The organism is Roseateles sp., assembly GCF_019237615.1.
Lineage (GTDB): Bacteria > Pseudomonadota > Gammaproteobacteria > Burkholderiales > Burkholderiaceae_C > Pelomonas.
This window is the reverse complement of the sequence record NZ_JAFAGT010000095.1, coordinates 44,027-69,884: the sequence shown is the minus strand read 5'-3', so window position 1 is coordinate 69,884 and position 25,858 is coordinate 44,027. Positions and strand designations below refer to the sequence as shown.

26 protein-coding genes are annotated in these 25,858 nt (G+C 67.5%); 8 read left to right on the top strand and 18 right to left on the bottom strand.

What is annotated here, in order from left to right:
* Positions 1-21 precede the first annotated feature (21 nt).
* Genes JOY88_RS20190 through pilM form a run of 9 tightly spaced genes read right to left on the bottom strand, consistent with a single transcriptional unit; the run spans position 22 to position 10,182 of the window.
* Entirely contained in the window at positions 22-1,155 is a 1,134-nt protein-coding gene (locus tag JOY88_RS20190) for a deoxyguanosinetriphosphate triphosphohydrolase (protein ID WP_293504440.1), read from the bottom strand.
* A 4-nt stretch (positions 1,156-1,159) separates the two neighbouring features.
* Positions 1,160-2,254 (bottom strand): 3-dehydroquinate synthase, encoded by a 1,095-nt coding sequence (gene aroB, locus JOY88_RS20185; protein ID WP_293504439.1) that lies wholly within the window; start codon positions 2,252-2,254, stop codon positions 1,160-1,162.
* Between the two features lie 58 nt (positions 2,255-2,312).
* Complete coding sequence (locus JOY88_RS20180) at positions 2,313-2,909, bottom strand: shikimate kinase (protein ID WP_524539241.1); 597 nt, start codon at positions 2,907-2,909, stop codon at positions 2,313-2,315.
* Positions 2,875-5,028 carry an Ig-like domain-containing protein gene (locus tag JOY88_RS20175; RefSeq protein WP_293504437.1) on the bottom strand — a complete coding sequence of 718 codons (2,154 nt, stop codon included), beginning with the start codon at positions 5,026-5,028 and terminating at the stop codon, positions 2,875-2,877. Before JOY88_RS20175 ends, JOY88_RS20180 begins: the two co-directional genes overlap by 35 nt.
* Before the next feature lie 60 nt (positions 5,029-5,088).
* On the bottom strand, positions 5,089-7,293 hold the full coding sequence (locus JOY88_RS20170) for a type IV pilus secretin PilQ (RefSeq protein ID WP_293504436.1): 2,205 nt from the start codon (positions 7,291-7,293) through the stop codon (positions 5,089-5,091).
* Positions 7,290-7,814 (bottom strand): pilus assembly protein PilP, encoded by a 525-nt coding sequence (locus JOY88_RS20165; protein ID WP_293504435.1) that lies wholly within the window; start codon positions 7,812-7,814, stop codon positions 7,290-7,292. The genes JOY88_RS20170 and JOY88_RS20165 overlap by 4 nt, the downstream gene beginning before the upstream one ends.
* Positions 7,811-8,497: a type IV pilus inner membrane component PilO gene (gene pilO / locus JOY88_RS20160; protein WP_293504434.1), complete on the bottom strand. Its 687-nt coding sequence runs from the start codon at positions 8,495-8,497 to the stop codon at positions 7,811-7,813. Before pilO ends, JOY88_RS20165 begins: the two co-directional genes overlap by 4 nt.
* 6 nt (positions 8,498-8,503) lie before the next feature.
* Positions 8,504-9,106, bottom strand: coding sequence for a PilN domain-containing protein (locus JOY88_RS20155; RefSeq protein ID WP_293504433.1), 603 nt, complete (start codon positions 9,104-9,106; stop codon positions 8,504-8,506).
* Positions 9,103-10,182 carry a pilus assembly protein PilM gene (pilM, locus tag JOY88_RS20150; protein WP_293504432.1) on the bottom strand — a complete coding sequence of 360 codons (1,080 nt, stop codon included), beginning with the start codon at positions 10,180-10,182 and terminating at the stop codon, positions 9,103-9,105. The genes JOY88_RS20155 and pilM overlap by 4 nt, the downstream gene beginning before the upstream one ends.
* Before the next feature lie 283 nt (positions 10,183-10,465).
* Between pilM and JOY88_RS20145 the strand changes: the two genes are divergently transcribed.
* Positions 10,466-12,847 carry a penicillin-binding protein 1A gene (locus JOY88_RS20145; protein WP_293504431.1) on the top strand — a complete coding sequence of 794 codons (2,382 nt, stop codon included), beginning with the start codon at positions 10,466-10,468 and terminating at the stop codon, positions 12,845-12,847.
* A 3-nt stretch (positions 12,848-12,850) separates the two neighbouring features.
* Here JOY88_RS20145 and cyaY read toward each other — a convergent pair whose 3' ends face one another.
* Positions 12,851-13,183, bottom strand: coding sequence for an iron donor protein CyaY (gene cyaY, locus JOY88_RS20140; protein ID WP_293504430.1), 333 nt, complete (start codon positions 13,181-13,183; stop codon positions 12,851-12,853).
* A gap of 11 nt (positions 13,184-13,194) precedes the next feature.
* Between cyaY and lptM the strand changes: the two genes are divergently transcribed.
* A complete protein-coding gene (gene lptM / locus JOY88_RS20135) occupies positions 13,195-13,344 on the top strand; it encodes an LPS translocon maturation chaperone LptM (RefSeq protein ID WP_293504429.1) in 150 nt (49 codons plus the stop codon).
* Here the strand turns inward: lptM and JOY88_RS20130 are convergent, their stop codons facing one another.
* From JOY88_RS20130 to JOY88_RS20105, 6 genes are all read right to left on the bottom strand, one after another.
* Positions 13,345-14,343 (bottom strand): ABC transporter ATP-binding protein, encoded by a 999-nt coding sequence (locus JOY88_RS20130; RefSeq protein ID WP_293504428.1) that lies wholly within the window; start codon positions 14,341-14,343, stop codon positions 13,345-13,347.
* Positions 14,340-15,320: an ABC transporter ATP-binding protein gene (locus tag JOY88_RS20125; RefSeq protein ID WP_293504427.1), complete on the bottom strand. Its 981-nt coding sequence runs from the start codon at positions 15,318-15,320 to the stop codon at positions 14,340-14,342. Before JOY88_RS20125 ends, JOY88_RS20130 begins: the two co-directional genes overlap by 4 nt.
* A complete protein-coding gene (locus JOY88_RS20120; RefSeq protein WP_293504426.1) occupies positions 15,317-16,261 on the bottom strand; it encodes an ABC transporter permease in 945 nt (314 codons plus the stop codon). Before JOY88_RS20120 ends, JOY88_RS20125 begins: the two co-directional genes overlap by 4 nt.
* A gap of 2 nt (positions 16,262-16,263) precedes the next feature.
* Positions 16,264-17,241 carry an ABC transporter permease gene (locus JOY88_RS20115; RefSeq protein ID WP_293504425.1) on the bottom strand — a complete coding sequence of 326 codons (978 nt, stop codon included), beginning with the start codon at positions 17,239-17,241 and terminating at the stop codon, positions 16,264-16,266.
* Positions 17,242-17,414: 173 nt separating this feature from the next.
* On the bottom strand, positions 17,415-18,488 hold the full coding sequence (locus JOY88_RS20110; protein WP_293504424.1) for a porin: 1,074 nt from the start codon (positions 18,486-18,488) through the stop codon (positions 17,415-17,417).
* Positions 18,489-18,677: 189 nt separating this feature from the next.
* Positions 18,678-19,715 carry a porin gene (locus JOY88_RS20105; RefSeq protein WP_293504423.1) on the bottom strand — a complete coding sequence of 346 codons (1,038 nt, stop codon included), beginning with the start codon at positions 19,713-19,715 and terminating at the stop codon, positions 18,678-18,680.
* Positions 19,716-19,939: 224 nt separating this feature from the next.
* Here JOY88_RS20105 and coq7 point away from each other — a divergent pair, with 224 nt between their 5' ends.
* Positions 19,940-20,575: a 2-polyprenyl-3-methyl-6-methoxy-1,4-benzoquinone monooxygenase gene (gene coq7 / locus JOY88_RS20100; RefSeq protein WP_293504422.1), complete on the top strand. Its 636-nt coding sequence runs from the start codon at positions 19,940-19,942 to the stop codon at positions 20,573-20,575.
* On the opposite strand, the gene JOY88_RS20095 is transcribed toward coq7, so the two are convergent.
* A complete protein-coding gene (locus JOY88_RS20095) occupies positions 20,576-21,007 on the bottom strand; it encodes an OsmC family protein (RefSeq protein ID WP_293504421.1) in 432 nt (143 codons plus the stop codon).
* Positions 21,008-21,309: 302 nt separating this feature from the next.
* Between JOY88_RS20095 and ilvA the strand changes: the two genes are divergently transcribed.
* Positions 21,310-22,830, top strand: a complete 1,521-nt coding sequence (gene ilvA, locus JOY88_RS20090; protein ID WP_293504462.1) for a threonine ammonia-lyase, biosynthetic — start codon at positions 21,310-21,312, stop codon at positions 22,828-22,830.
* A gap of 32 nt (positions 22,831-22,862) precedes the next feature.
* Entirely contained in the window at positions 22,863-23,936 is a 1,074-nt protein-coding gene (locus JOY88_RS20085; RefSeq protein ID WP_293504420.1) for a nicotinate-nucleotide--dimethylbenzimidazole phosphoribosyltransferase, read from the top strand.
* A gap of 29 nt (positions 23,937-23,965) precedes the next feature.
* Here the strand turns inward: JOY88_RS20085 and JOY88_RS20080 are convergent, their stop codons facing one another.
* Positions 23,966-24,574 carry a hypothetical protein gene (locus JOY88_RS20080; RefSeq protein WP_293504419.1) on the bottom strand — a complete coding sequence of 203 codons (609 nt, stop codon included), beginning with the start codon at positions 24,572-24,574 and terminating at the stop codon, positions 23,966-23,968.
* 54 nt (positions 24,575-24,628) lie between these two features.
* On the opposite strand from JOY88_RS20080, the gene gspG reads away from it, so the two are divergent.
* Genes gspG through gspI form a run of 3 tightly spaced genes read left to right on the top strand, consistent with a single transcriptional unit; the run spans position 24,629 to position 25,858 of the window.
* A complete protein-coding gene (gene gspG, locus JOY88_RS20075) occupies positions 24,629-25,063 on the top strand; it encodes a type II secretion system major pseudopilin GspG (RefSeq protein ID WP_293504418.1) in 435 nt (144 codons plus the stop codon).
* Positions 25,035-25,502 (top strand): pilus assembly FimT family protein, encoded by a 468-nt coding sequence (locus JOY88_RS20070; protein ID WP_293504417.1) that lies wholly within the window; start codon positions 25,035-25,037, stop codon positions 25,500-25,502. The genes gspG and JOY88_RS20070 overlap by 29 nt, the downstream gene beginning before the upstream one ends.
* Entirely contained in the window at positions 25,499-25,858 is a 360-nt protein-coding gene (gene gspI, locus JOY88_RS20065) for a type II secretion system minor pseudopilin GspI (RefSeq protein ID WP_293504416.1), read from the top strand. The genes JOY88_RS20070 and gspI overlap by 4 nt, the downstream gene beginning before the upstream one ends.

Below are 25,858 nucleotides of genomic sequence, written 5' to 3'. Positions count from 1 at the left end.
CCCCATTTAAGGAGCGGCCGTTCAGAACAGCTGCTTGCCGGTCAGTCGCTGATGCTCACGCAGGGCAAACCGGTCGGTCATGCCGGCAATGTAGTCCGCACAGGCGCGCTCGCGGTCCTGGCGGCCGGCAAAGTCGGCTGGCATCTGGTTCGCGTCGGCAAGATAGGCCGCAAAGAGGTCGCGCAACACCTGCTCGGCGCGAGCGCGCGTCGACTGCACCTGAGGATGGCGGTACAGGTTGGCGAAGAGAAAGCGCTTCAGCGCAGTGCTCTTTGCGCGCATGTCCGCACTGAAGCGCAGCAAGGGCTTGTCACCGCCGCGCACGGCGTCCGCATCGGCCGGTGCGACTTCGGACAGCGCGACCCGGGTCGCATCGATGATGTCGTAGACCTGCGCCGACAGCATGCGCCGTATGGTCTCGAACAGCAGGCGCCTGCCCGCCAGCCCGGGGTGCTCGTCCAGGGTCGCTCGCCAATGTTCGCGGACGAGCTCGACGTCCAGCAACTGCTCCAGCTCGATCAGCCCCGAACGCACGCCGTCATCCACGTCATGCGAGTTGTAGGCCACCTCGTCGGCGAGATTGCAGAGCTGGGCTTCCAGGCTGGGCTGGCCGCCATGCAGGAAGCGCGTCGCGATGCCACCCGGCTCGGCCGCCTCGATCAGCTCGGCATTGCGCCGCGAGCAATGCTTGAGGATGCCCTCGCGGGTTTCGAAGCAGAGGTTGAGCCCGTCGAAGTCCGGATAGCGCTGCTCCAGGTGATCGACCACGCGCAGCGACTGCAGGTTGTGCTCGAAGCCGCCGTGGTCACGCATGCAGTCGTCCAGCACGTCCTGGCCCGCATGGCCGAACGGCGTGTGCCCCAGATCGTGAGCGAGCGCCACCGCCTCGACGAGGTCTTCATCCAGGCCCAGGCTGCGGGCAATGGAGCGGCCCAGCTGGGCGACTTCCAGGGAATGCGTCAGGCGGGTACGGAACAGGTCACCCTCGTGATTGAGGAAGACCTGGGTCTTGTAGACCAGGCGGCGGAAAGCCGTGCTGTGGATGATGCGATCCCGGTCGCGCTGGAAGTCGCTGCGCGTCGGCGCCGCCGGCTCGGGAAGCCGTCGGCCACGGCTGCGTGCCGGGTCGGCCGCATAAGCCGGACGCGCCGACATCATCTCAGGCCGCCCCGTGAGCCGTGAGCGTCTCGACGATGCGTGCATCGGGCACCGCATGCAGGCCGGCCTGCCCTAGCGCCTCGATGAGGACGAAGCGGATGGCGCCGGCCTGCGCCTTCTTGTCCACGCGCATCAGGGCCAGATAGCGCTCCGCACCCAGCTTGGGCGGCTGCACTGGCAGCCCCGCCCGCTCGACCAGGCGACGCAGGCGCTCGACGAATCCGGCCGGCATCAGGCCCAGGCGCTCCGACAGGTCGGCCGCCAGCACCATGCCGCAGCCGACGGCCTCGCCATGCAGCCACTGGCCGTAGCCCAGGCCGGCCTCGATGGCATGGCCGATGGTGTGGCCGAAGTTCAGGATGGCGCGCAGGCCCTGCTCGCGCTCGTCCTGGCCGACGACATGGGCCTTGATCTCGCAGCTGCGCCGCACGGCATGGCCCAGCGCCGCCTTGTCGCGCGCACGCAAGGCGTCGAGGTTGTCCTCGACCCAGCCCAGGAAGGCGGCATCGGCGATGGGGCCGTACTTGATGACCTCGGCCAGGCCGGCGCTCAGTTCGCGATCGGGCAGGCTGTCCAGCGTGTCGAGGTCGGCGATGACGCGCTCGGGCTGGTAGAAGGCGCCGAGCATGTTCTTGCCCAGCGGATGGTTGATGGCCGTCTTGCCCCCGACGGAGGAGTCGACCTGGGCCAGCAGCGTGGTCGGCACCTGCACGAAGGGCACGCCGCGCATGTAGATGGCCGCCGCGAAACCGGTCATGTCGCCAATGACGCCGCCTCCGAGGGCGAACAGCACCGTTCGGCGGTCAAGTGCCTCGCCGAGCAGGTGGTCGCAGATGCTGTTCAGGCTCGTCCAGTCCTTGTGCTGTTCGCCATCCGGCAGCACGACGAGGTCAACCCGCGGATAGACCGCCAGCAGCCGCTCGCGCAGGCGCGCGGCGTACAACGGCGCCACGGTGGTGTTGCTGACGACGACCGCCGTCGCCGCCTGCGGCAGCCCCTGCCAGCTCGTGGCGGCCTCCAGCAGACCGGATCCGATGCGGATCTCGTAGTCGCGGTCGTCGGGAAGCTGGATGCGGACGGTATCGGTGGCAGGCATGCGACGCAGTGTAAGAGGCGGCCTTCGCGCCCGCCCTCCGCGTCCTGTCAAGCCGGCATCAAAGCGGCTCGGCGCCCACGGTCGCGGCGACGCGCGCCGGGTCCAGCAGGCCGGCCAGCTCCAGTTGCATCAGCGCCATGTTGACCAGGGCATGGACCGAGGGCCGCGCGCTCTCGAGCACGTAGTGGGCGCAGCGACGGTAAAGGGGGTCGCGCTGATGATGCAGTTCGCGCAGCCTGGCCAGCGGGTCGCGGACCTGCAGCAGCGGGCGGGTCGTGTCGTGCCGCAGGCGGCGGAAGATGTCCTCGGGCGTGGAGCGCAGGTAGAGCACCGTCGCGCCGTTGTGCAGCAACTCGCGGTTGCGCTCCCGCAGCACGGCACCGCCGCCTGTGGCCAGCACGCAGTCCCCGGGCCTGGCGATCAACTCCGCAATGACCTCGGCCTCGAGGTCGCGAAAGGCCTCCTCGCCATGGCGCTCAAAGAACAGCTTGATGCTGCCGCCAATGCGTTGCTCGATCTCGTGGTCCGAATCGACAAAAGGCACGCCGATCTGACGTGCCAGTTGTTTGCCGACGGTGGACTTGCCACCGCCCGGCATGCCGACCAGGGCGACGATCAACTCATTTGGGGTCCGTGCAGCTGGAGGACTTGCCATAGGGACTGAACGTGAATGCAGGCGGCGGCGATTCGGTGGTGAGATCGCTCGCGGCCACCGGCAGCCAAGCGTAGGTATACAGGTAGTCGTCGATGCTGGCCGGGAAAGCCTGCGACGGCAACGCCACCGGCTCGCCCAGCGGGTAGTAGGCGGGCGGGCTCAGCACGCCGGCCGCGGTGACCGTGATCTTGTACTTGACCCAGCTTCCGACGTTCTTGGTGTACTCGAGCTGCAGCACCGCCACGCCGTTGGCATCGGTCTTGGTGGCGCCGACGAGCGTGATGGACACGTCGGACTTTCGCGGGTCCAGCTGCTTGTTGCCGTTGATGTCCTCGCCCGCGTCGATGACGCCGTTGCGGTTCAGGTCTTCATTGGCGCAAGTGGCGGCAAAGAGCCCCACCGATCCGACAGCGGGCGCCCGCTCCCAACGCTTGGTCCCGATGTTCCAGTCCCAGTAGCCCTTGCCGTAGCCGCCCAGGTCGACGGAAGGGGTGATCTGCACGTCGGACTTCGGATTGCCGGCGGAGTCGACGACCAGCACGGCGTACTTCTTCACGAAGGTCAAGCCGGACGCACCAGTGGTGATGGAGTTGTCCGTGCCGATGGAAATGGAGACCGGGTTGGAAACGATGGTCAGCGTGGTGGTCAGCAGATTGCCGGCCGGACAGGTGGCGACCGTCTCGCCCGCTGCAAAGTCGCTGGTCTTCCAGCAGGCCCGGATAGTGACGCCATTCGTCGGGCTGCTGACGGCACCGGGCTTGTAGGTGGTCGAGGCCGTTCCCGTAGCGTCGGACAGCACCGGGTTGTTGAGCGGCGGGCTTTTCGTGTAGTCCGTTGCGCCGATGGCGCCGGTACCGTTGTCGCCGGCAGCGTCGAACAGCACGCGAACGTTGTTGATGGGCGCGTTGCTGCCGTCACGGAAGATGGCGTAGACCGAAACCAGGTTGTTGGTCGTGGCCGTATTGACCGGCACCACGTTCGCCGACAGGTTCAAGGTCTTGGACACCGGGTCCGTGGCGTTGGGCACCGTCGTCGAGCCGCCCGCGATGGTCACGTTCACCGTGGAACCCACCCCACCCGCCGTGGCATTGATCTGCAGGCTGCCTCCCGGCGCGTTGGGCGCCGTGTAGGTGAAGAGATAGCCCCCGTTCTCGTCGGTCGTGCCCGAACGGCTGGCCAGGCCATTGTTGCCCGTCACGGTGATGGGAATGCCCCGCATCGGATTGCCATTCACGTCCGACAAGGTGTACTGCACCTTGTTGTTCGCCGCACCCGCGGTCACGACGGACGGAGAGGCGGTCGCCTGCGTGAACTGGCTGCCGGTGACCTGGAATCCCGCCGTGCTGGTCAGCGCGCCGCTGGTCGCCGTCACCATCACCTGACGGTTGGAATGGTCCGACCCGATGTTGATGGTCCCGCTCACCTGGCCGCTGGCGTTCGTCTGACTCGACCCGGCGATGACGAACGAACTGGGGGTGGCCGCAGCCAGGGGAGGCCCGTCGGTCACTGACAACTGGACGGGGATGCCCGACAGCGCGTTCTGATTGCTGTCGATGGCGGTGGCCGTGGCGACGACCACCTTGCTGCCCGAGTTGTCGATGCTGAACGCGCTCAGGCTCAGCGTCAGCCGGGCCGCCTGCGGGTTGCCGGGCGTCGAGTTCTGCACGATGTTGAAGGTCACGGCCTGCGAGACCGTACCCGAGGTCACCGTCAGCGTCACCGGGCGGGCCGCCGCATTGCTGCCCTGAGTCAGGATGGCGGTCAGCTGGCCCGTCTTGCTGTCGGTGCCCGTGCCGGCCGGCGTCACCACAGCGCCGGCGTTGACGCTGAAGCTGACCGGCACGTTGCCGATGGCGGCGCGGTTGGTGTCGACGGAGGTGACCGTGGCGGTGATCGAGTCGGACCCGGAATTGGTCATCGTGCTCTTGTTCAGCACGACCACCAGGTCCGCCGCCACGGCGCTGGCCGCCCCCGACGGGCTCGAGGCTCCGCCGCCCGGGCCAACGACGGGCGTGCCCGCACTGCCGCCACCGCCGCCACAGGCCGTCAGCGCCGCGACCAGCACGCCGCCCAACAGCACGCGCACCTTGCGCCAACTCCAGACATCAAACTTCGTCATCTCAGTTCGCTCCCATGCGCCGCGAATGCAAGGCGGGGCACATCGTCAATAAAGGGTTGCTCAGCGCACCGTCGCCCGCTCATTGACGACCTTGGGCGTCAAGAAGATCAGGAGTTCGGTCTTGGAGGAAGTGCGGGTCTTGTTCTTGAACAGGTTGCCCAGCACCGGCACGTCGCCCAGCAATGGCACCTTGTTCACCGTCTCGCCCTCGTCCTGGGTGTAGATGCCACCGATGACAACGGTGCCGCCGTTCTCGACCAGCACCTGGGTCTGGGCATGCTTGGTGTTGATCGCATAGCCCTGCGGCGTCAGCGTGCCGCGGCTGTCCTTGTTCACATCCACGTTCAGGATGACGCTGCCCTCGGGCGTGATCTGCGGCGTGACCTCGAGCTTGAGGTTGGCCTTGCGGAAGGCGATGGACGTCGCGCCGCTGGCGGTCGCCACCTGGTAGGGCAGTTCCTCGCCCTGCTCGATGACGGCCTTCACCTGGTCGGCCGTGATGATGCGCGGGCTGGACACCACCTTGCCCTTGCCATCGGACTCCAGCGCCGAGAGCTCCAGGTTCAGGAAGCGATTGGCCGTGGCGCTGAACAGCGACAGCGCCACGGTCGCCGCATTGGCGCCGCTGAAGCTGTCGGACGAGGTGTTGGCCGCCAGGTTGACGAACTGCGTGTTGGCGTAGCTGGCGGTGGCGCCCTGGTTGGTCTGGGAGCCGATGCCGTTGTAGTTGCCGCCCACCGTCACGTAGTTGCCGCCACCGACGCTGTAGCCGGGGATGCCACCCTGCTGGCCGCGCAGGTCGTTGGCGCCGAGCTTGACGCCCAGCGCACGGCCGAACTTGTCGTTGGCCTCGACGATGCGGGCCTCGATCAGCACCTGGCGCACCGGGATGTCGATCTTGGCGATCATGGCCTGGATCTCCTCGAGCTTGCTCGGGATGTCGGACACGAAGAGCTGGTTGGTGCGCGGCTCGAAGATGACGCTGCCGCGAGACGACAGGATGCGGGTGCCCGAACCCTGACCACTGCTGCTGCTACCGCCGCTACTGCTACTGCTGCTACTGCTGCTGCCGCTGGAACCGATGGCCTGGCCGGTCAAGCCCTTGGCAATGTCCTCGGCCTTGACGTAGTTGAGCTGGAAGGACTGGCTGCGCAGCGGCTCGAGCTGGGCGATGGCGGCCTTGGACTCGAGGTCGAGCTTCTCCTTGGCCGCGAGCTCGTCCTTGGGCGCGATCCACAGCACGTTGCCCGACTTCCTCAAGCCCAGGCCCTTGGCCTGCATGATGATGTCCAGCGCCTGGTCCCAGGGCACGTCCTTCAGGCGCAGCGTCACGCTGCCGGTCACGGTGTCGCTCGTGACGACGTTGAAGTTCGTGAAATCGGCGATGACCTGCAGCAACGCGCGGACTTCGATGTTCTGGAAGTTCAGCGACAGCTTGTCGCCGGCATAGCCCGGGCCCTGCGTCAGCTTGTTCGGGTCCAGCTTCTGGGGCCTGACCTCCAGCACGAACTGGTTGTCGCTCTGGTAGGCGCTGTGCTCCCAATGCCCCTTGGGCTCGACGACCATGCGCACGCGGTCACCCGACTGCGTCGTCGTGACCATCTGCACCGGCGTGCCGAAGTCGACCACGTCGATCTTGCGACGCAGGTTCTCGGGCAGGCTGGAGCGCAGGAACTCGACGACGAGCTTCTGGCCCTGCTGCTGGATGTCGACGCCGACCTGATTGCTCGGCAGACTGACGACCACCCGCCCTGCACCATCGGCGCCGCGGCGGAAGTCGATGTCGCGCAGCGCCTGGGGCGCGGCATTCAGGCTCTGGGCGAAATGCACCGGCTCGCCCGACGCCTGCACCTGTGCCGGCACCGTCTCCAGCACGACGACGAGGGCATTGCCCTCCAGCTTGGCCTGGTAGCCCGAAGCGTTGCGCAGATTCAGCACGACGCGGGAACGGTCCCCCGCCTGCGCAACGCTGGCTGAACGCAGATTGCCCTGGTTGATGTCGACCTGGTTGCGACCGATGCCGTTCACCACGCCCGGCAGGTCGATGGCAACGCGCGGCGGCGCCTGGATGGTGAAGCCCGTCGGCAGCGCCGACAGCGCCTCGCTCAGTTCGATGCGCACGACGTCGACACCGGCCTGCTGGCTGGCGTTGATCGCGCGAATCTGCGTCTGCGCCCATGCTGCAGGCGAGGCCAGCAGCGCGAGCGCGAATCCCAGCAACCAGCCACGGCCCATCGACTTGCTCTCCTGCGTTGTCCTGTTCATCGTCCCTTCTCCTGTAGCTGGAGGGTACTGGTGCGCTCGATCCACTCGCCCGCAGCGTCCTGGACGACTTCTCGCAACGTGATCTCGGTCTCGCTGATCTTGGTGATGCGGCCGAAGTTCTGGCCGAGATAGTCCCCGGCCTTGACCTGATACAACAGGTTGTCCACCCGCAGCAGCGCGTAGCGCTTGCTGTCACGCGTCAGGCTGCCGACCATGGACATGGTGTCCAGCGGATAGGCCTCCAGCGGCTCCTTGCGGCGGCTGATCTCGGCCGTCAGCAGCGAATTGGGCTGGGCCGCCTCCTGCTTGATGGCGACACTGAGCTTTTGCGGACTGAACGGGTCCACGCCGGCACCGGATTCATAGGGCTGCGGCAGGAACTTCTTGGGCGGCAGCAGCGGCGGCACGGTGGCCTTGGCCTCCTTGCGCTGCTGCTCCATCCATTGGCGCAGCTCGTCGATGTCGCCGCCGCAACCGGCAAGCAGCATGGCGCCCGAGAGCGGGATCAGCAGGCGCTTCATTTCTTGCCTCCGGCCTTGGCGGCAGCCTTGCGCTGCTCGGCCACTTCGGCGGAATCGAGATAGCGATAGGTGCGCGCCGTCGCCTCCATGGTGAGGGCGCCGTTCGCATCGCGCGGGCCCGTGGGCGCGGCGACGATGAGGTTGTGCAGCGTGACGATGCGCGAGAGGTTGGACACGTCGGCCGCGAAGGCGCCGATGTCGTGATAGCGGCCCGACACCTTGACGGCGATCGGCAGCTCCGCGTAGTAGTCCTTGATCAGCACCTGGCCCGGGCGAAACAGCTCGAACTGCAGGCCCCGGCCAACGCCCGCGCTGCTGATGTCAGACAACAGGGAGTCGATCTCGGCCTTGCCGGGCAGTTGCTTCTCCAGCTGGGTCACGTACTCCTCGACCTGACTCTTCTGCTTGCGCAGTTCGGGCAGGTTGACGGCCTGGGCCAGCTTGGCCTGGTAGTCCTGGCGCAGCTGGGGCTCGCGGTTGCGCTCGGCATCGAGGCCGGCCTCGACGTCCGACAGCAGGAACGCGTAGCCCACGCCGACGACGACCAGCATCACGGCCAGCGCGGACGCCAGCTTGGGCGCCAGCGGCCATTGGCCCGGCTCCTTGGGATTGAGCCCCTGGAACTGGGCCGAGAACTCTGCAAACCAGGCGTTCAGGTCGATCTTGGATAGGGAGGTGGCCATGGTCGGTCAGCTCTTCTTTGGCGCGGAGGCCCCCTGGGCGGCCTCGCGCGGTGGTGCCTTGATCGAAACCTTCATGGAGAAGTCGAGCAGCCGGCGCACGTCGCGCGTGTTGGCGCTGACGGTGGCGAGCTTGACTTCGATGAGGTCGGGTTTCTCCAGCCATTCGGAGCTGCGCGAGACATTGCGCAGGAACTCCGACACGCGCTCGTTGGTCTGCGCGACGCCGCTGACCGTGACGCTCTTGCTGTCCTGGCGGATGGCCGTCAGATAGATGCCTTCGGGCGCCAGGCGGGCCAGGTCGTTGAGCAACTGGACCGGCGTGTTGCGGTCGGTCTGCAGATCCTCGACGGCGCGCTGCCGCGACTTGAGCGACTCGATCTCGGTCTTCAGCTCGGCGATGTCCTTGATCTGCGCTTCCAGCCGGGTGATCTCGTTCTGGATGTACTGGTTGTGCGCCTGCTGCTCCGTCGTCAGGAACTGCAGCAACAGGAAGACGGCGCCGACGATGCCCGCCCCCGCCAGGGCGGCCAGGCCCAGGCCGGCGAAGAAGGCCGCCTTGCGCCGCTTGCGCCGCTCCTCGCGGTAGGGCAGCAGGTTGATCAGGATCACTGGAAGAACCTCCGCATCGCGAGGCCGCAGGCGGTCAGATAGGACGGCGCCTCGCGACGCAGCCTGGACTCGCGCACCGCGGGGCCCATGGCCATGTCCTCGAAGGGGTTGACCACCATGCAGGCGAAGCCGGTCAGGTCGGTCACGCGCTCCTTCAGGCCCGGCAGCGTCGCGGTGCCGCCGGCCAGCATCACATAGTGCACCTTGTGGTGCGGCGTGCTGGTGAAGAAATACTGCAGCGCACGACCGATCTCCTGCGACAGGCTGTCGACGAAGGGATTGAGCACGCTCGCCTCGTAGTCCTCGGGCAACTCGTTCGCGAGCTTCTTCTGCTCGGCCTCCTCGAAGGAGAAGCCGTACTGGCGCGAGATCAGCTGCGTCAGCTGCGAGCCGCCGAAGGACTGGTCACGGTCGTAGAGCAGCTCGTCGTCGCGCAGCACCTTGAGGCTGGTCGTGTCGGCGCCGATCTCGAACAGGGCCACGAGCGCGTCCTTGCCCTCGCCGGGCAGCGCCGCGATGAGCCGCCCCATCGCCATGCGAGAGGCATGCGACTCGATGTCCAGCACGACGGGGCGCAGGCCGGCGGCCTCGGCCAGGCCCTGCCGGTCCTGCACGCGATCCTTGCGCGACGCGGCGATCAGCACCTCGACGTCGCCGACCGAGGTCGGGCTGGGGCCGATGACGCAGAAGTCGAGGCTGACCTCGTCCAGCGAGAACGGGATGTACTGGTTGGCCTCGGCCTCGACCTGCAGCTCGAGCTCTTCCTCGCGCAAGCCAGCCGGCAGCATGATCTTCTTGGTGATGACGGCCGACTGCGGCATGGCCAGGGCGGCATCGCGGGTCTTGCTGCCGCTGCGCGCGACGACGCGGCGCACGGCATCGGCGACCTCATCGAACTTCTCGATCTGGCCGTCGGCAATCCACCCCTTCTCAAAGGGTTCGCTGGCGAAACGCTCGAGCACGAATTCGCCACTCTTGGTCTGCCCGAGTTCCACCAGCTTGACGCTGGAAGAACTGATATCCAGGCCAATCAGCGCGGGGTGCTTGCGACCCAAAAGTGCGTCAAGTATTCCCATGCCCTTTGTTCCCGACACGCGAGTTACGTATCGGACTATTAATAAGTTACTTGAATGCTAGCAGCAAAGCTGTTGACAGCGAACGAAAATCCGGCCCAAGCTGGTAACGCCACGTTGCTAAACATACACGAATCAACCAACTTGCAAGCTCTTGCAAAACACAGGGGATGCGGTCGTTTGACACACCATTTGGGGTGACTCCTCGTATACATGAGCAACCGGATCGCACTTCCTATAATCCGCCGACTCCTCCCCTCGCGCTCTCGGGGCGCTCCGCCGGCTCATGAATGACAAGCCCCGATCCGCTGCCTCCAGTCCTTCGCCCGCCGGCAACGCCCCCCCGTCAGATCGCACCTCCCGCCTGAGCCGCTGGGCGCTGTGGAGCCTGGGCCTGATCGGCGGCGGCGTCGCGGCCATCCTGCTGCTGGCGGCACTGGCCTTGTCGCTGGCCTATCCCAACCTGCCCGACGTCAGCGGACTGACCGACTACCGCCCCAAGCTGCCCATGCGGGTCCTGTCCAGCGACGGCGTGCTGCTGGGCGAGTTCGGCGAGGAACGCCGCAGCTACCTGCCCATCCAGCAGATCCCCAAGGTGATGCAGGAGGCCGTGCTGGCCATCGAGGACGCACGCTTCTATCAGCATGGCGGCGTGGACTACCTGGGCATACTGCGCGCCGGCCTGGCCAACGTCGGCGAGTCGCGCAGCCAGGGTGCGTCGACGATCACGATGCAGGTGGCGCGCAACTTCTACCTGTCCTCGGAGAAGACCTTCACGCGCAAGATCTACGAGATCCTGCTGGCGCTGAAGATCGAGTCGGCGCTGTCCAAGGAGAAGATCCTCGAGATCTACATGAACCAGATCTTCCTGGGCCACCGCGCACACGGCTTCGCGGCAGCCAGCGAGATCTATTTCGGCAAGACACTGGACAAGATCAGCATTGCCGAGGCCGCCATGCTGGCCGGCCTGCCCAAGGCACCGTCTGCCTACAACCCGATCAACAACCCCAAGCGCGCGACCATCCGCCAGCAGTACATCATCGAACGGATGTACGAGACGGGCTACATCACCGAGGAGGAACGCGACGCGGCCAAGCTGGAGAAGCTGCGCATCCGGCCGGTACCGGAGTCAGCTTCGCATGCCGAGTTCGTCGCCGAGGCGGCGCGCCAGCTGATCTTCAGCCAGTACGGTGACGAGGCCTATTCGCGCGGACTGAACGTCTACCTGACGCTCAACAGCGCCGAGCAGAACAGCGCCTATCGCGCACTGCGCCGCGGCATCCTGGACTATGAGAAGCGCCAGGTCTACCGTGGCCCCGAGGCCTATGCCGACCTGCCCGGCGACGCCAAGGCGCTGGACGCGCGCATCGCGGAGGCGCTGGCCGATCACCCGGCCAACGACGAACTGCTGGCCGCCGTCGTGCTGGAGGCCGATGCCAAGAAGGTCTCGGCCGTGCTGCAGAGCGGCGACGCCATCACGATCACGGGCGACGGCCTGAAGCCCGCGACCTCGGGCCTGTCCGACAAGGGCAACCCCAAGACCCGCATCCGCCGCGGTGCGGTGATCCGCGTCGTCAAGGGCCCCAGGCAGAAGGACGGCAACGAGTGGACGATCACGCAGTTGCCGGAGGTCGAGGGCGCCTTCGTGTCGCTGGACCCGCGCAACGGCCAGGTGCACGCGATGGTGGGGGGCTTCGACTACGCCAAGAACAAGTTCAACCATGTGACCCAGGCCTGGCGCCAGCCTGGCTCCAGCTTCAAGCCCTTCATCTACTCCGCCGCGCTGGAGAAGGGCTTCACGCCAGCCACCGTCGTCAATGACGCGCCACTGTTCTTCGACGCCGGCACCACGGGCAGCCAACCCTGGGAACCCAAGAACTACGACGGCAAGTTCGAAGGCCCCATGCCGCTGCGCACGGCGCTGGCCAAGTCCAAGAACATGGTCTCCATCCGCGTGCTTCACTCCATCGGGGTGAAGTACGCGCAGGACTGGATCACGCGCTTCGGCTTCGAGGCCGAGAAGCACCCGGCGTACCTGACCATGGCGCTGGGCGCCGGCTCCGTGACGCCCATGCAGATGGCCCAGGGCTTCTCCGTGTTCGCCAACGGCGGCTACCGCGTCAGCCCGCAGTTGATCGCCAAGATCACCGACAACAAGGGCCGGCTGCTCTACGAGGCCCTGCCCGTCGCGCTGGCGGACGACGCCCGCGCCATCGAGCCGCGCAACGCCTTCCTGATGAGCAGCCTGCTGCAGGAGGTCACGCGCAGCGGCACCGCTGCGCGCGCGCAAGCGACGCTGAAGCGCCCCGACATCTACGGCAAGACCGGCACGACCAACGACTCCATGGACGCCTGGTTCGCGGGCTACCAGAAGGACCTCGTCGCCGTCGTCTGGATAGGCTACGACCAGCCGCGCAAGCTCGGCGACCGCGAGACCGGCGGCGGCCTGAGCCTGCCGGTCTGGATCGAGTACATGGGCTTCGCGCTCAAGGGCAAGCCGGTCGACGAGATCACGCCACCCGAGGGCGTCGTCAACGTCAACGGCGAATGGTTCTACGACGAGTACACGGCAGGCAACAGCGTGCGCGAGCTGTCAAACGAGCCCAACGTGCCCGCCAGCAGCAGCGAAGAGGAAAAGAAGTCCATCCTGGACCTCTTCAAGCGGTAGCGCCTAGGCGCTGAACGTCAGCGCCCGGCCGGCCTGCTCGCTGGCGCTGCGCGACAGGCGAGCGCAGAACTCCTGGCCTTCGCGGTCCAGCCAGCGGGCGCCATCCCATTTGAAGTGATAGCCCCCCGAGCGCGCCGCGAGCCAGATCTCCTGCAGCGGCGGCTGGGTGTTGATGACGATCTTGGACCCGCCCGGCAGGCTGAGCTCCAGCAGGCCGCCGGTACGGTGGCTGTCGATGTCGACGACGTCTTCGTCCAGCCAGGCATCGACCTGCGCCTCGATGCGTGCGAGCAGCGCGTGGGCCTTGGCGTGGTATTCGGCGTCGGACAGGGACATAAACTGGACAGATGAAGAAGACTGCCGCCAGTGTAGGTGGGTGCATCGCCACCCTGCTGATCACCCTTACCGCGCTCGCGGGTTGCGGGCAGAAAGGCCCGCTGATCCTGCCCAAGCCGGCGGGCGCGGCGTCAGCCCCAGCCTCGGCGCCATCGCGCTGATCAGCCCGCCCTGCCCTCCTCGACCGCGTGGCAGGCCACGCGCACACCCCGGATCTCCAGCAGCGACGGCCGCTCGGCCTTGCAGCGCTCGTTGGCCAGCGGGCAGCGCGGGTGGAAACTGCAGCCGCTGGGCGGATTCAACGGATTCGGCACCTCACCCTGCACCGGCGTGCGGGCACGGCCGGTCATGTGGATGTCGGGGATCGCATCCAGCAGCATGCGCGTGTAGGGGTGGCGCGGCCGCGCAAACAGCTCGGCCTTGTCCGCCACCTCGACGAGACGACCCAGGTACATGACGCCGACCTGATCGGCCACATGGCGCACGACAGCGAGGTTGTGCGAGATGAAGAGATAGGTCAGGCCGCGTTCGCGCTGCAGGTCCTTCATGATGTTGAGGACCTGGGCCTGCACGGACACGTCGAGCGCCGAGGTCGGCTCGTCGCAGACGAGGAACTCGGGCCGGGTCGCGAGCGCACGGGCGATGGAGATGCGCTGGCGCTGGCCGCCGGAGAACTGGTGCGGGAACTTCTCGGCGTCGGCCGGATTCAGGCCCACCGAGTCGAGCAACTCGCCGACGCGCTTCACGACCTCGGCGCCGTCGCGGACCAGGCCATGCTCGCGCAGCGGCTCGGCGACGATGTCCAGCACCTTCCAGCGCGGGTTCAGCGACGCATAAGGGTCCTGGAAGATCATCTGCATGCGCCGGCGCAGCGTGTGCGCATTCGCGCCGGCCAGCGTCTCGGCGATGTCCTCGCCGTCGAAGCGCACCCCGCCGCGCGTCGCCTGGTACAGGCCCACCAGCAGGCGCGCGACCGTGCTCTTGCCGCAGCCGCTTTCACCGACGAGGGCCAGCGTCTTGCCGCGCTCGATGCCGAAGGACACGCCGTCGACGGCATGCACGAATGCCTTGGGCTTGCGCTCGACGACACGGTTCAACCAGGGCGGGGACACATCGAAGATCTTGGCGAGGTCGCGGACCTCGACGAGGGGGGCGCTCATCGCACGGCCTCCACGGTGACGGGACGCCAGCAGGCAGCGTTCGTCGCCCCGACCTGGGCGAGCTCGGGGCGCTCGGCGCGGCAGCGCTCGACGACGCGCGGGCAACGGGGATTGAAGGCGCACCCGGGCGGGATGGCGGTCAGGCGCGGCATCGCGCCATCGATCTGCAGCAGGCGCTCACGGTCCTCGTCCATGGCGGGGATGGAGCCCATCAGCCCGACGGTATAGGGATGGGCAGGGCGGTGGATGACGTCGGCGACCGGGCCGATCTCGGCGACACGGCCGGCATACATGACGGCCACGCGGTCGCAGGTCTCGGCGATGACGCCCATGTCGTGGGTGACCAGCATGACGGCCGCACCCTGCTCGCGGCAGATCTTCTTCAGCAGCGTAATGATCTGCGCCTGGATGGAGACGTCCAGCGCGGTCGTCGGCTCGTCGGCGACGATGAGCTTGGGGTTGGCCGCGAGCGCCAGCGCGATGACAACGCGCTGGCGCATGCCGCCGGAGAACTGGTGCGGGAAATGGTCCACGCGCGCCTCGGGCGCCGGGATGCCGGTGGCGGCCAGCAGCTCGATGGCGCGGGCGCGAGCCTGCGAGGCCGTCAGGTCGAGGTGGGTCGTGATGGTCTCGACCAGCTGGCGTCCCACCGTATAGAGCGGGTTCAGCGAGGTCAGCGGATCCTGGAACACCGCGCCGATTTCGCGGCCGCGGATGCGGCGCAGTTGCTCATAGGGCAGGTTGTCGATGCGGCGCCCCGCAAGGCGGATCTCGCCGGCGGCGATGCGGCCTGGCGGGTCCAGCAGGCCGATGATGGCGGCGCCGGTCAGCGACTTGCCGGCGCCGGACTCGCCGACCACGCCCAGGATCTCGCCCGGTGCGATCGAGAAGGAGATGTCGTCCAGGGCTAGCAGCGTGCCACGACGGGTCGGGAACTCCACCCGCAGGTGGCTGACTTCAAGCAACGGGGCGGTCATCGCAGTCGGGGGTTGAGCGCATCGCGCAGCCAGTCGCCCAGCAAGTTCACGCTGAGCGTGATGAGGACCAGCGTCAGGCTGGGCCAGGCGGTGATCCACCACTCGCCCGAAAACAGGTAGTCGTTGCCGTTGCGAATCAGCGTGCCCAGCGAGGGGCTGGTGGCCGGCACGCCGACGCCCAGGAAGGACAGCGTCGCCTCCGTGATGATGGCCGACGCGATCTGGATGGTGGCCAGCACCAGCACCGGACCCAGCACATTGGGCAGCACGTGGCGGCGCATGATGCGCAGCGGACCGACGCCGATGACGCGGGCCGCCTGCACGTACTCCTTGTTGCGCTCCACCAGCGTGGAGCCGCGCACGGTGCGCGCGTACTGCACCCAACCCGTCAGCGCAATGGCCAGCACGAGGACGACGAGGGCCAGCATGTCGGGCGCGTGCGGAAACAGGCTGCGGCCCACGCCGCTGATCATCAGCGCGACGAGGATAGACGGGAAGGAGAGCATCACGTCGCAGATGCGCATGATGACTGCGTCGGTGCGCCCGCCGACGAAGCCAGCCAGCAGGCCCAGGCTGACGCCGATCAGGAGCGACAACAGCACCGAGGCGATGCCGACCAGCAACGAGATGCGCGCGCCGTACATCAGCGCCGACAGGATGTCGCGGCCCTGCCCGTCCGTGCCGAGCAGATACTTGGGCTCGCCGCCATCGACCCAGGATGGGGGCTTCAGCGAATCCAGCAGCTCCAGTGTCGCCAGGTCGAAGGGGTTGTGCGGGGCGACGACCTCCGCGAACAGCGCGCAGACAAAACAGACCAGCGCGATGAGCGCAGCCAGCATCGCGACCGGCGAGCTGCGGAAGGAATGCCAGACGTCGCCGTCGAGGAGGCGCCGCAGGGTGGAGGGCCCCGCGGTGGGGTTGCTGGGGGCGTCAGCGGCCATGATCAATGGGCCTTGCCCTCGACACGCAGACGCGGATCGACGGCGAAATAGAGTAGATCGACGCCGAGGTTGATGACGACGAAGATCAGGGAGATCAGGCAGAGGTAGGCCGCCATGACAGGGATGTCGGCGAACTGCACGGCCTGGATGAAGAGCAGGCCCATGCCGGGCCACTGGAAGACCTGCTCGGTGATGATGGCGAAGGCGATCAACGAGCCGAGCTGCAAACCCGTGATGGTGATGACGGGCACCAGCGTGTTCTTCAGCGCATGACCGAAATAGACGCTGCGGTCCGTCAGGCCGCGGGCACGCGCGAAGCGGATGTAGTCGGTGCGCAGCACCTCCAGCATCTCGGCGCGCACCAAGCGCATGATCAGGGTCAGCTGGAAGGCCGACAGCGTGAAGGCGGGCAGGATCAGGTGCAGCAGCCCGTCGCGCGTCAGCAGGCCCGAGGTCCAGGCGCCGAAGGTGACAACCTCGCCGCGGCCGAAGCTCGGCAGCCATTTGAGCTCGACGGCGAAGACCCAGATCAGCACGATGCCGATGACGAAATTGGGCAGGCTGACGCCGAACAGCGTGCCCGTCATCAGCAGCTGCGCGCTCGCCTTGCCGCGCCGCAGCGCCGCGTAGACCCCCAGCGGAATGCCCAGGCCCAGGGCAATCAGGCCGGCGACCAGGGCCAGTTCCAGCGTCGCGGGGAAGCGCTCGACGATGAGGGCCGACACCTTGCGCCCCTGGCGCAGGCTGATGCCGAACTCCCCCTGGGCGGCATTCGTGGCGAAATGCGCGAACTGCACCGGGAAGGGCCGATCCAGGCCCAGATCCTTGCGCAGCGCGGTGCGCTGCTCCTCGGTCGCATCCTGGCCCAGCAGATTGGTGACCGGATCGCCCACGTACTGGAACAGCATGAAGGCGATGAAGGCCACCGACAGCATGACGACCAGGGCCTGGACCAGGCGACGAAGAATGAAGACCAGCATGAAGACTCGGAGACAGGCGCGTCCCTGCGCCGCGCGAAGGCGCGATCATGGCGAAGCCTGAAGCCCCGAGCCTCCCGTGAAAGCCCTAGGCACGCGGCGTTGCCCAAAGGAAACGGGCCGCTTTCGCGGCCCGTCGTTCGATATCGGCGGGGCATCGAGCCCCGCAAGGCACGTCAGAAGCGGTGACGCAGGCCCACCATGGTGCCGCCACGCTTGGTCGCGCCGTTGGCGAAGGTGACCGCACCGTTGTGCTTGGTGTAGTCGGCCTCGAAGTAGGCGTCGGTGCGCTTGGAGAAGGCATAGTCGGCCACGAAGGCGAAGTAGTCGCCCTTGCTCTTCGTGTTGGCCAGGGCCGGCGCGTAATGCGTCTGCTGCGCGTGCCAGTACTCGGCACCCAGGTTCAGTTGGGGCGTCAGCTGGTAGGTGAAGCCGGCCATGATCATGTCACGCGTCTTCACGTCGTTGGCCGCGGCATTCAGCACGGGCAGGCCGTTGTAGCCCTTGATCAGCGCACCCGTGAAGGCTGCGCCGAGCTGGCCACCGGCGTCGAACTTGTTCTGGCCCCACGACAGATTCACGTACAGGGGCCCGTTCGTGTAGGAGCCGCCGATGGTCGTTGCCTTGACCTTCTTGCCGAGCAGGTCCGTCACCTGGAGGTAGGCGCCGCCGAGGCCGAAGGTGCCGTCGTTGTAACGCAGCAGGCCGCCGATGGACTTGTCCGCCGGCGACGTGCCTTCACCCGCCGACACCTGGATTTCGCCGTAGATATTGCCAGCTTGGGCCAGGTACTTGACCATGTTGCTCTGGCGGGCGCCCAGCGACAGGCCGATCTCGGGCTTGAATTGCTCGATGTAGGGCGAGTAGCGGAACGATGCGTAGGTCGACGTGTAGACGTCGAACAGCACGTTGTACTGGCGGCCCAGGCGAACCTGACCGAAGTCGTTGGACTGCACGCCCACCCAGGCCTGACGCCAGAAATCGGCGGCCGCCGCGGTGCCGGTGTCCGAATTCAGACGGTGTTCCATGTTCACGAGACCCTTGAGGCCGCCGCCCATGTCCTCGGTGACGTTGATGCCGAGACGGCTCTCGGACATGCCACCCGGGACCATTTGCTTCTGAGCACCGTTGTTATTGGACACGTAGCGCACCGCGGCATCCACGATGCCATAAAGCGTCACGCTGGACTGGGCCCAGGCGGCGGAGGTGCTGGTGGCCAGAACGGCAACAGCCAAATAGGCTTTTTTCATCAAGGTTGTCTCCTGCGAAGAAAAGTGAACCGCTTGATTCTCAGCGATGCGCTCTGCCATAACGCGCGGTCTGTTGTTGATTGTCCACAGCGGAATCCCCTGTCGCGCAGGGGACAAGCACTCAGGCAAAAGAAAAAGCCGCCCGAGGGCGGCTTGGCTGATTCGCAGCGGCCCGAAGGCCGCGCAGGATCAGAAGCTGTGGCGGATGCCGACGTCGTAGCCGGTCGACTTCTGGCCGCCAGCGGTCGCGGCGGGAGCGCCGGCAACCAGGAACTTGGCAGCACCCTTGTTGTCGATCTGGGAGAACGTCGTGTACAGCGCGGTACGCTTGGACAGGTTGTAGGCGTAGCCCAGCGCCAGCAGCTTGGCGTCGCCGATCGGGGTGTAGCCGGCGACGGCGGTCTTGGCAGAGTCGTTCGCCTTGGCATCCGTGTACGACGCCACGAACTGGCCCTGACCCACCGGCACCGTCACGGCGGCCGTCACGATACGCTGCTTGCGCGACAGGAACTTCGATTCCGTGTACGACAGCGAGGGGCGAGCCACGCCGAAGTCGTAGGCGCCACCGACCGAAGCCAGCTTGAAGTTGCTGTTGTCGGCAGCGTTGGACGTGCTGGCATAGGTGCCGGACACGTGCAGGGGACCGTCCTTGTAGCCCAGGCGGACCGACTGGCCCTTGTTGGTGCCCACGCCTTCGCCGGCCGAGACGTCCACGCCGCCGTAGAAGCCACCCAGGCCGTTAGGCAGGGAGTAGGAGGCGAGGTTGTCGGCGCGGCCGTAGGACGTGCCGTTGCCGCTGCCCAGGTTGCTGTAGATGGCGCCGACGCTGCCCAGGCCCGTGAAGGTGAAGGGGTCGAAGTCTTCCAGGTGCAGACGCGAAACCGTCTTGTTGCGGCCCAGGCGGACTTCACCGAAGTCGCCCGCCAGGCTCACCGTGGCGCGACGGCCCCAGAAGGCGCCGCCGTTGCCGGCAACGCCGGTGTCCACGGCAACTTCGGATTCCAGCCAGAAGCCAGCCTTCAGGCCGCCACCGAGGTCTTCCGTGCCACGCACGCCGAAACGGCTGGTGTTCAGGCCGCTGGAGTCCAGCTTCTTCTGCTTGAGGTCGCCGGTCTTGACGTACTTCATGTCAGCGTCCAGGACGCCGAACAGGGTGACCGAAGATTGCGCGACGGCTGCGCCGCCGGTGAGGCCGAGGACAGCCAGGGCAATCAGAGCTTTTTTCATTCGATACTCCTAAGTATTCATGGAGGTGTTGACCCGGAAGGTTCGACACCCTCCTCGCTTCGAGGAAGCGGAAGTATTCCACCAGAGCTTGGGGGCCACCGGGAATTTACGGATATGAAATTGTGTATTCGCGTTGCATTAGGACAACGCCTTGCAGGATTCATGAAACCTTCACTTGACGCCATGCAGGTAGGGCATGGGGCCGCCTGCGATCCATGGACGGCATGAAAAACCCCAGCCCATCCGACCGCCTCATCAGCGCCCTTGACGACGGATTGCGAACTGTCTTCACGCCGACGCGCGCATCGCGAACCTCCCCGGCCGCCGGCATGGCGCCGCCGGCGCTGAGTACGGCGCAGGCGCGTGAAGCCGGCGCCCTGATGCGCGTGAACCATGTCGGCGAGATCTGCGCCCAGGCGCTCTACCAGTCCCAGGCGCTGTTCGGCCGCACCGACGCATTGCGCCGGCATTTCGAACAAGCCGCCCAGGAAGAACTCGACCACCTCGCCTGGACCGCTGACCGAGTGGCCGAACTCGGCACGCACACCAGCCATCTCGCGCCGCTCTGGTGGGCCGGCGCATTCGCCTGGGGCAGCCTGGCCGGACTGGCCGGCGACAAATGGAGCCTCGGCTTTGTCGTCGAGACCGAACGCCAGGTCGAGGCCCACCTGGCTTCGCACCTGGACCGACTGCCGGCCGCCGACAGCGCGTCGCGCGCCATTGTGGACCGGATGAAGCAGGAAGAGGCCGCACATGCCGACGCCGCCCTGGCGGCCGGCGCGGCGCCGCTGCCGGCGCCCATCCGGGGCCTGATGCGCGCCGCGGCCAAGGTCATGACGACCGTGGCCCACCGCGTCTGATCAGACTTCGGCGATCTCGAACGACGTGCTGATGGCCGAGGTCTTGGCCAGCATGGCCGTCGCCGAGCAGTACTTCTCGTGCGACAGCGCGACGGCGCGCTCGACGATCTCCGGCTTGAGCGCCTTGCCGCTGACGACGAAGTGGAAGTGGATGGCCGTGAAGACCTTGGGGTCGCTGGTGGCGCGCTCGGCTTTCAGGACCACCTTGCAGCCGCGCACGTCGTGGCGGCCGCGCTTGAGGATCAGCACGACGTCATAGGCCGTGCAGCCGCCGGTACCGGCCAGCACCGTCTCCATGGGCCTGGGCGCCAGATTGCGCCCCCCACCGTCCGGCGCGCCATCCATGGCCAGTACATGGCCACTGCCGGTCTCCGCGACGAAGCTCATGCCGCTGGGGCCCTCGGGACCCAGCCAACTGACGGTGCACTCCATGGTCATCTAGAGACAAAGCTCCAATTCGTTCACAGAAAAATATTGCAGCGCAGCATAACCCGGCGCTACACTGCGACTCAAGCGAAACGCTTTCGCACCGATTGTCTCCTCCACCGCCTCAATGGTGGATTCAACCCGAGCTTGAAAGAGCTCGGGTTTTTTTTCGCCGAAGGCAGGCCGCGGCACTGCGTGGGGGCTCTCTCCTATCATGCGGCACCGCAACAAGACTGCATGGAGACCCGATGAGCGCCCCCTCGCGCCGCCGCCCCTCCGCCTCGGAGGCGACGCCCCAGGTGCCCGCGATGCTACCGCCTGGCAGCAGCTACCTGCAGCGCATCCTGAACGCCCGGGTCTACGAGGTTGCCCGCGAGACCAGCCTCAGCGCCGCGACCAAGCTGTCCAAGCGCCTGGCCAACAAGGTCTGGCTCAAGCGCGAGGACGAGCAAGCCGTCTTCAGCTTCAAGCTGCGCGGCGCCTACAACAAGATGGCCCACCTGTCGGCGGAGCAGCGCGCCGCCGGCGTCATCTGCGCCTCGGCGGGCAACCATGCCCAGGGCGTGGCGCTGTCGGCGAAGAAGCTGGTCTGCCGCGCCGTCATCGTGATGCCGGTGACCACGCCCCAGGTCAAGATCGACGCCGTCAAGGCGCTGGGTGGCGAGGTCGTGCTGTTCGGAGAGAGCTTCACGGACGCCTACGGCCACGCCAAGGAGCTGGAGCAGGCCCAGGGCCTGACCTTCGTCCACCCCTTCGATGACCCCGACGTCATCGCCGGCCAAGGCACCATCGCGATGGAGCTGCTGCGCCAGCACCCAGGCCCCATCGACGCCATCTTCGTCGCCATCGGCGGCGGCGGCCTGATCTCCGGCGTCGCCGCCTACGTCAAGGCGCTGCGACCCGAGATCAAGATCATCGGCGTGCAGACCACCGACTCCGATGCCATGCTGCGCTCGGTCAGGGCCGGCAGGCGCGTGACGCTGAGCGACGTCGGCCTGTTCGCCGACGGCACGGCCGTCAAGCTGGTCGGCGAGGAGACCTTTCGCATCGCCCGCGAGCTGGTGGATGACTACATCGTCGTCGACACCGACGCCGTCTGCGCGGCCATCAAGGACGTCTTCGAGGACACGCGCTCCATCCTGGAGCCCTCGGGCGCGATGAGCGTCGCCGCCGTCAAGCAGTACGTCGCCAAGACGGGCGCCAAGGGCCAGACCCTGGTGGCCATCACCTGCGGCGCCAACATGAACTTCGACCGCCTGCGCTTCGTCGCGGAGCGCGCCGAGGTCGGCGAGCAGCGCGAGGCCTTGTTCGCCATCACCATCCCTGAGGCGCGCGGCAGCTTCAAGCGCTTCTGCGAGCTGCTCGGCCCGCGCAGCGTCACCGAGTTCAACTATCGCATCGCCGACGCCGCAGTCGCCCACATCTTCGTCGGCATCGCCATTTCCAAGCCCGACGAGGCCGCCAGGCTGGCCAGAACCTTCAGCAAGGCCGGCTTCGAGACGCTGGACCTGACCGATAACGAGATGGCCAAGCAGCACATCCGCCACATGGTGGGCGGGCGCAGCGAACTGGCGCGCCACGAACGGCTCTACCGCTTCGTCTTCCCGGAGCGGCCCGGCGCGCTGATGCGTTTCCTGTCCAGCATGCACCCGGACTGGAACATCAGCCTCTTCCACTACCGCAACCAGGGCGCGGACTATGGCCGCATCCTCGTCGGCATCCAGGTGCCCAAGGGCGACGCCGCCGCGTTGCGCGGGTTTCTCGACGGTCTGAACTATCCGTTCGAGGATGAAACGGCCAATCCGGCCTACCGCTTGTTCCTGGGTTGAGTTGAAATGCGGGGTCTGACAACGCCTGCGCCATGACCGTCGCCCAACAGTCGCTGATCTCCCCCACCGCCAACCCGGAGCTGGAAAAGGCCCTGCGCGACCGTGTCGACCGCCGCTCGACCATCGCGGGCGGCCTCGGCGAACTGGAGCCGCTGGCCGTGCGCCTGGGGCTGGTGCAGAACAGCCTGACGCCGCGCTTCCGCGACCCGGTGCTCGCGCTGTTCGCGGCCGACCACGGCATCGTCGTCGACGGCGTCGGCGCTCCGTGGGGGCGCCCGACCAAGGACCTGGTGCAGATGTCCCTGCACGCCCAGTTGCCGGTGTCCGTGTTCTCGCGACTGCAGGGCCTGCACCTGACCGTCGTCGACTGCGGCGTCGCCGACAACCTGCCGCCGCACGCCCGCCTGCTGGCCCGCAAGGTCGCCCATGGCACGCGCAATGCGCGCACCGCCCATGCGATGAGCCTGGAGCAGGCCCACGCCGGCGTGCGCGTCGGCATGGAGATCGCCGACAACCTGCCTGGCAACGTGCTGGCCTGCGCCGCACTCGGCCAGGGCTCGGCGGAATGTGCCGCGCTGGTGCTCGCGCGCCTGTCCGACCAGACCGTGCGCGACTTTGTCGTCTCCGGCCCGACCATGCGCCAGGACGACCTCGTCCACCTGCTGGACGTGCTGCACGGCGTCCTGGCCCGCCACCGCGACGCCAGGGAACCCATGGACGTGCTCGCCGCCTTCGGCGGCCACGAGATCGCGGTCATGGTCGGCGCCATGCTGGTCGCGGCCAGCAAGCGCAGCCTCATCATCGTCGACGGCATAGCCGCCTGCGCGGCCCTCAAGCTCGCCTCGCTGATCTGCGCGCCGGTCACCGACTACGCCGTGTTCTGCCGCAGCCATGTACACCGTGGCCTGGACGAGGCCCTGGCCTTGTTCCGCGCCTCGGCCCTGCTGGAGCTGGGCATGGACAGCGCCGACGGCACGGGCGCGGCGCTGGCCTGGCCCATGATCCGCGCGGCGGCGGCGCTGCTGACCGACCTGCACGAGGTGGCCGAGGCCCGCGTCGCCCTGCGACCCGACCTCGGCACCCAGCTGCCGGCACTGGGCGCCTGACGCGCCTCGGCGCCGCTGTTACTCCGCCGTTACTCGCTCCTGGCCGGCACCGACGCCGGCGGGGCCGGCGGCGCACCATAGACCGAGGGCATCGTGGCCGGCACCGGTGCCGGCGGGCCGGCGCGCAGCGGCAGGCCACCGGCGTTCGGATCGCCGCCCAGCACGGTAGGCGACGGCGTGGCCGGCGGCAGCGAACCCGTGGCCGGCGCGGCCGGCGGGCTGATCTCCAGGATCTGGCTGGCCGCCTGGCCGGCCAGCCCCAGGCTGGCGCTGCGGGCGTTCACGCGCAGCAGGCGCAACTCGCCGTCGACGATGGCGCCCACGCGCACCGTGCGCGCCACGCCGTCCACTTCGATCAGCGCCACGCCCTCGCCGGCCTCGGCCGCGCGCGCGCTCTTGGGCGCGACGACGCCCAGCAGGCGAAGCCGCGTCGAGGCCACCGCCTCCGGTGCCGGCCCGGCCTCCGCCGGCGTCGCGCCGAGCAGCCGGCTCAGGTCGACCTGAGCCGAACGCGCCTCGCCGGCCGGCAGCACCGAGACCGGCATGGCCAGCGGCCGCGCGAACAGCTGAAGGCCCCAGTAGGCCACCGAGCCGCCGAGCAGCAGCCACACCGAAAACGCCATCAATCGAGCAAGCATCGGCCCATTATGATGGCCTGCTCACCGCTGCTTCCGCGCCCCACGCTCCCAGACATGCGTCGCCCCCCTCTTGCCAGCGCCGTCGCCCGCGGCTTCACGCTCATCGAACTGCTGGTCGTGCTCGTCATCATCGGCATCCTGGCGGCCCTGGTCGTGCCCAGCGTGCTGGATCGCGCCGAAGACGCCCGCGTCACGGCCGCCCGCACCGACGTCAACAACCTGATGCAGGCGCTGAAGATGTACAAGCTCGACAACCAGCGCTACCCCAGCGCCGAGCAGGGCCTGGACGCCCTCGTGCACAAGCCCACCGTCGGCACGCCACCGCCGAACTGGAAGCCCTATCTCGAGAAACTGCCCAACGACCCCTGGGGCCACCCCTACCAGTACGCCAACCCCGGCGTGAAGGGTGAGGTCGATGTGTACAGCTTTGGCGCCGACGGCCGCGCCGGCGGCGAGGGTCGTGACGCGGACATCGGTTCCTGGCAGTAGGCCGCGTGGCTTCACGCTGATTGAACTGCTGGTCGTGGTGGCGCTGATCGCCATCACCAGTGCCACGATCACGCTGGCCTTGCGCGACCCCGCCGAGCTGCAACTGCAGCGCGAGGCCCAGCGCCTGGCCGCACTGCTCGAGACGGCGCGCGCCGAGAGCCGCGCCTCCGGCCTGACCGTGCGCTGGATCCCAAAGGGCCTGAAGAGCGGGGACGACTTCCGCTTCGAGGGCCTGCCCTCCACCATCCAGCTGCCCACCCGCTGGCTGGGCGAGCCGGTGGCCGTGACCATAGAGAACGCCACCGCCGCCAACCCCGGCCTGACCCTGGGCCCCGAGCCCGTCATCCCGGCCCAGCGCCTGCGCCTGCAGCTCGCCGACCAGCGCCTCGTGCTCGGCACCGATGGCCTCGCCGCCTTCGACATCGTCACGCCGCCATGAACCGCGAACGGGGTTTCACGCTGATCGAGGTGCTCGTCGCCCTGGTCGTCGTCGCCATCGCGCTGGGCGCGGGCATCAAGGCTGCCGGCGCGCTGGCCAACAACGCCGAGCGCCTGACCCAGGTCAGCGCCGCACAATGGTGCGCCGAGAACCTGCTGACAGAGCTGCGCCTGACCCAGCAGTTCCCCGACATCGGCGAATCCCCCTTCGGCTGCGAACAGCTCGGCCGCAGCTACACCGGCACGCTCAAGGTCGGCCCCACGCCCAACCCGCTGTTCCGCCGCGTCGATGCCAACGTCGCCGACGACCAGGGCCGCCCCGTGCTGAGCCTGTCGACCATCATGGGCAAGTTCTGA

Excerpts from the sequence above, each read along its gene's own strand:
- JOY88_RS20120 (WP_293504426.1), bottom strand. The coding sequence starts at position 16,261 with ATGGCCGCTGACGCCCCCAGCAACCCCACCGCGGGGCCCTCCACCCTG.
- JOY88_RS20165 (WP_293504435.1), bottom strand. The coding sequence starts at position 7,814 with ATGAAGCGCCTGCTGATCCCGCTCTCGGGCGCCATGCTGCTTGCCGGT.
- JOY88_RS20190 (WP_293504440.1), bottom strand. The coding sequence starts at position 1,155 with ATGTCGGCGCGTCCGGCTTATGCGGCCGACCCGGCACGCAGCCGTGGC.
- JOY88_RS20125 (WP_293504427.1), bottom strand. The coding sequence starts at position 15,320 with ATGACCGCCCCGTTGCTTGAAGTCAGCCACCTGCGGGTGGAGTTCCCG.
- JOY88_RS20130 (WP_293504428.1), bottom strand. The coding sequence starts at position 14,343 with ATGAGCGCCCCCCTCGTCGAGGTCCGCGACCTCGCCAAGATCTTCGAT.
- JOY88_RS20105 (WP_293504423.1), bottom strand. The coding sequence starts at position 19,715 with ATGAAAAAAGCTCTGATTGCCCTGGCTGTCCTCGGCCTCACCGGCGGC.
- JOY88_RS20080 (WP_293504419.1), bottom strand. The coding sequence starts at position 24,574 with ATGCTTGCTCGATTGATGGCGTTTTCGGTGTGGCTGCTGCTCGGCGGC.
- JOY88_RS20085 (WP_293504420.1), top strand. The coding sequence starts at position 22,863 with ATGACCGTCGCCCAACAGTCGCTGATCTCCCCCACCGCCAACCCGGAG.
- JOY88_RS20170 (WP_293504436.1), bottom strand. The coding sequence starts at position 7,293 with ATGAACAGGACAACGCAGGAGAGCAAGTCGATGGGCCGTGGCTGGTTG.
- coq7 (WP_293504422.1), top strand. The coding sequence starts at position 19,940 with ATGAAAAACCCCAGCCCATCCGACCGCCTCATCAGCGCCCTTGACGAC.
- gspG (WP_293504418.1), top strand. The coding sequence starts at position 24,629 with ATGCGTCGCCCCCCTCTTGCCAGCGCCGTCGCCCGCGGCTTCACGCTC.
- JOY88_RS20095 (WP_293504421.1), bottom strand. The coding sequence starts at position 21,007 with ATGGAGTGCACCGTCAGTTGGCTGGGTCCCGAGGGCCCCAGCGGCATG.
- aroB (WP_293504439.1), bottom strand. The coding sequence starts at position 2,254 with ATGCCTGCCACCGATACCGTCCGCATCCAGCTTCCCGACGACCGCGAC.
- cyaY (WP_293504430.1), bottom strand. The coding sequence starts at position 13,183 with ATGTCCCTGTCCGACGCCGAATACCACGCCAAGGCCCACGCGCTGCTC.
- pilO (WP_293504434.1), bottom strand. The coding sequence starts at position 8,497 with ATGGCCACCTCCCTATCCAAGATCGACCTGAACGCCTGGTTTGCAGAG.
- JOY88_RS20110 (WP_293504424.1), bottom strand. The coding sequence starts at position 18,488 with ATGAAAAAAGCCTATTTGGCTGTTGCCGTTCTGGCCACCAGCACCTCC.
- JOY88_RS20180 (WP_524539241.1), bottom strand. The coding sequence starts at position 2,909 with ATGGCAAGTCCTCCAGCTGCACGGACCCCAAATGAGTTGATCGTCGCC.
- JOY88_RS20145 (WP_293504431.1), top strand. The coding sequence starts at position 10,466 with ATGAATGACAAGCCCCGATCCGCTGCCTCCAGTCCTTCGCCCGCCGGC.
- gspI (WP_293504416.1), top strand. The coding sequence starts at position 25,499 with ATGAACCGCGAACGGGGTTTCACGCTGATCGAGGTGCTCGTCGCCCTG.
- lptM (WP_293504429.1), top strand. The coding sequence starts at position 13,195 with ATGAAGAAGACTGCCGCCAGTGTAGGTGGGTGCATCGCCACCCTGCTG.
- JOY88_RS20115 (WP_293504425.1), bottom strand. The coding sequence starts at position 17,241 with ATGCTGGTCTTCATTCTTCGTCGCCTGGTCCAGGCCCTGGTCGTCATG.
- JOY88_RS20175 (WP_293504437.1), bottom strand. The coding sequence starts at position 5,028 with ATGACGAAGTTTGATGTCTGGAGTTGGCGCAAGGTGCGCGTGCTGTTG.
- ilvA (WP_293504462.1), top strand. The coding sequence starts at position 21,310 with ATGCTACCGCCTGGCAGCAGCTACCTGCAGCGCATCCTGAACGCCCGG.
- pilM (WP_293504432.1), bottom strand. The coding sequence starts at position 10,182 with ATGGGAATACTTGACGCACTTTTGGGTCGCAAGCACCCCGCGCTGATT.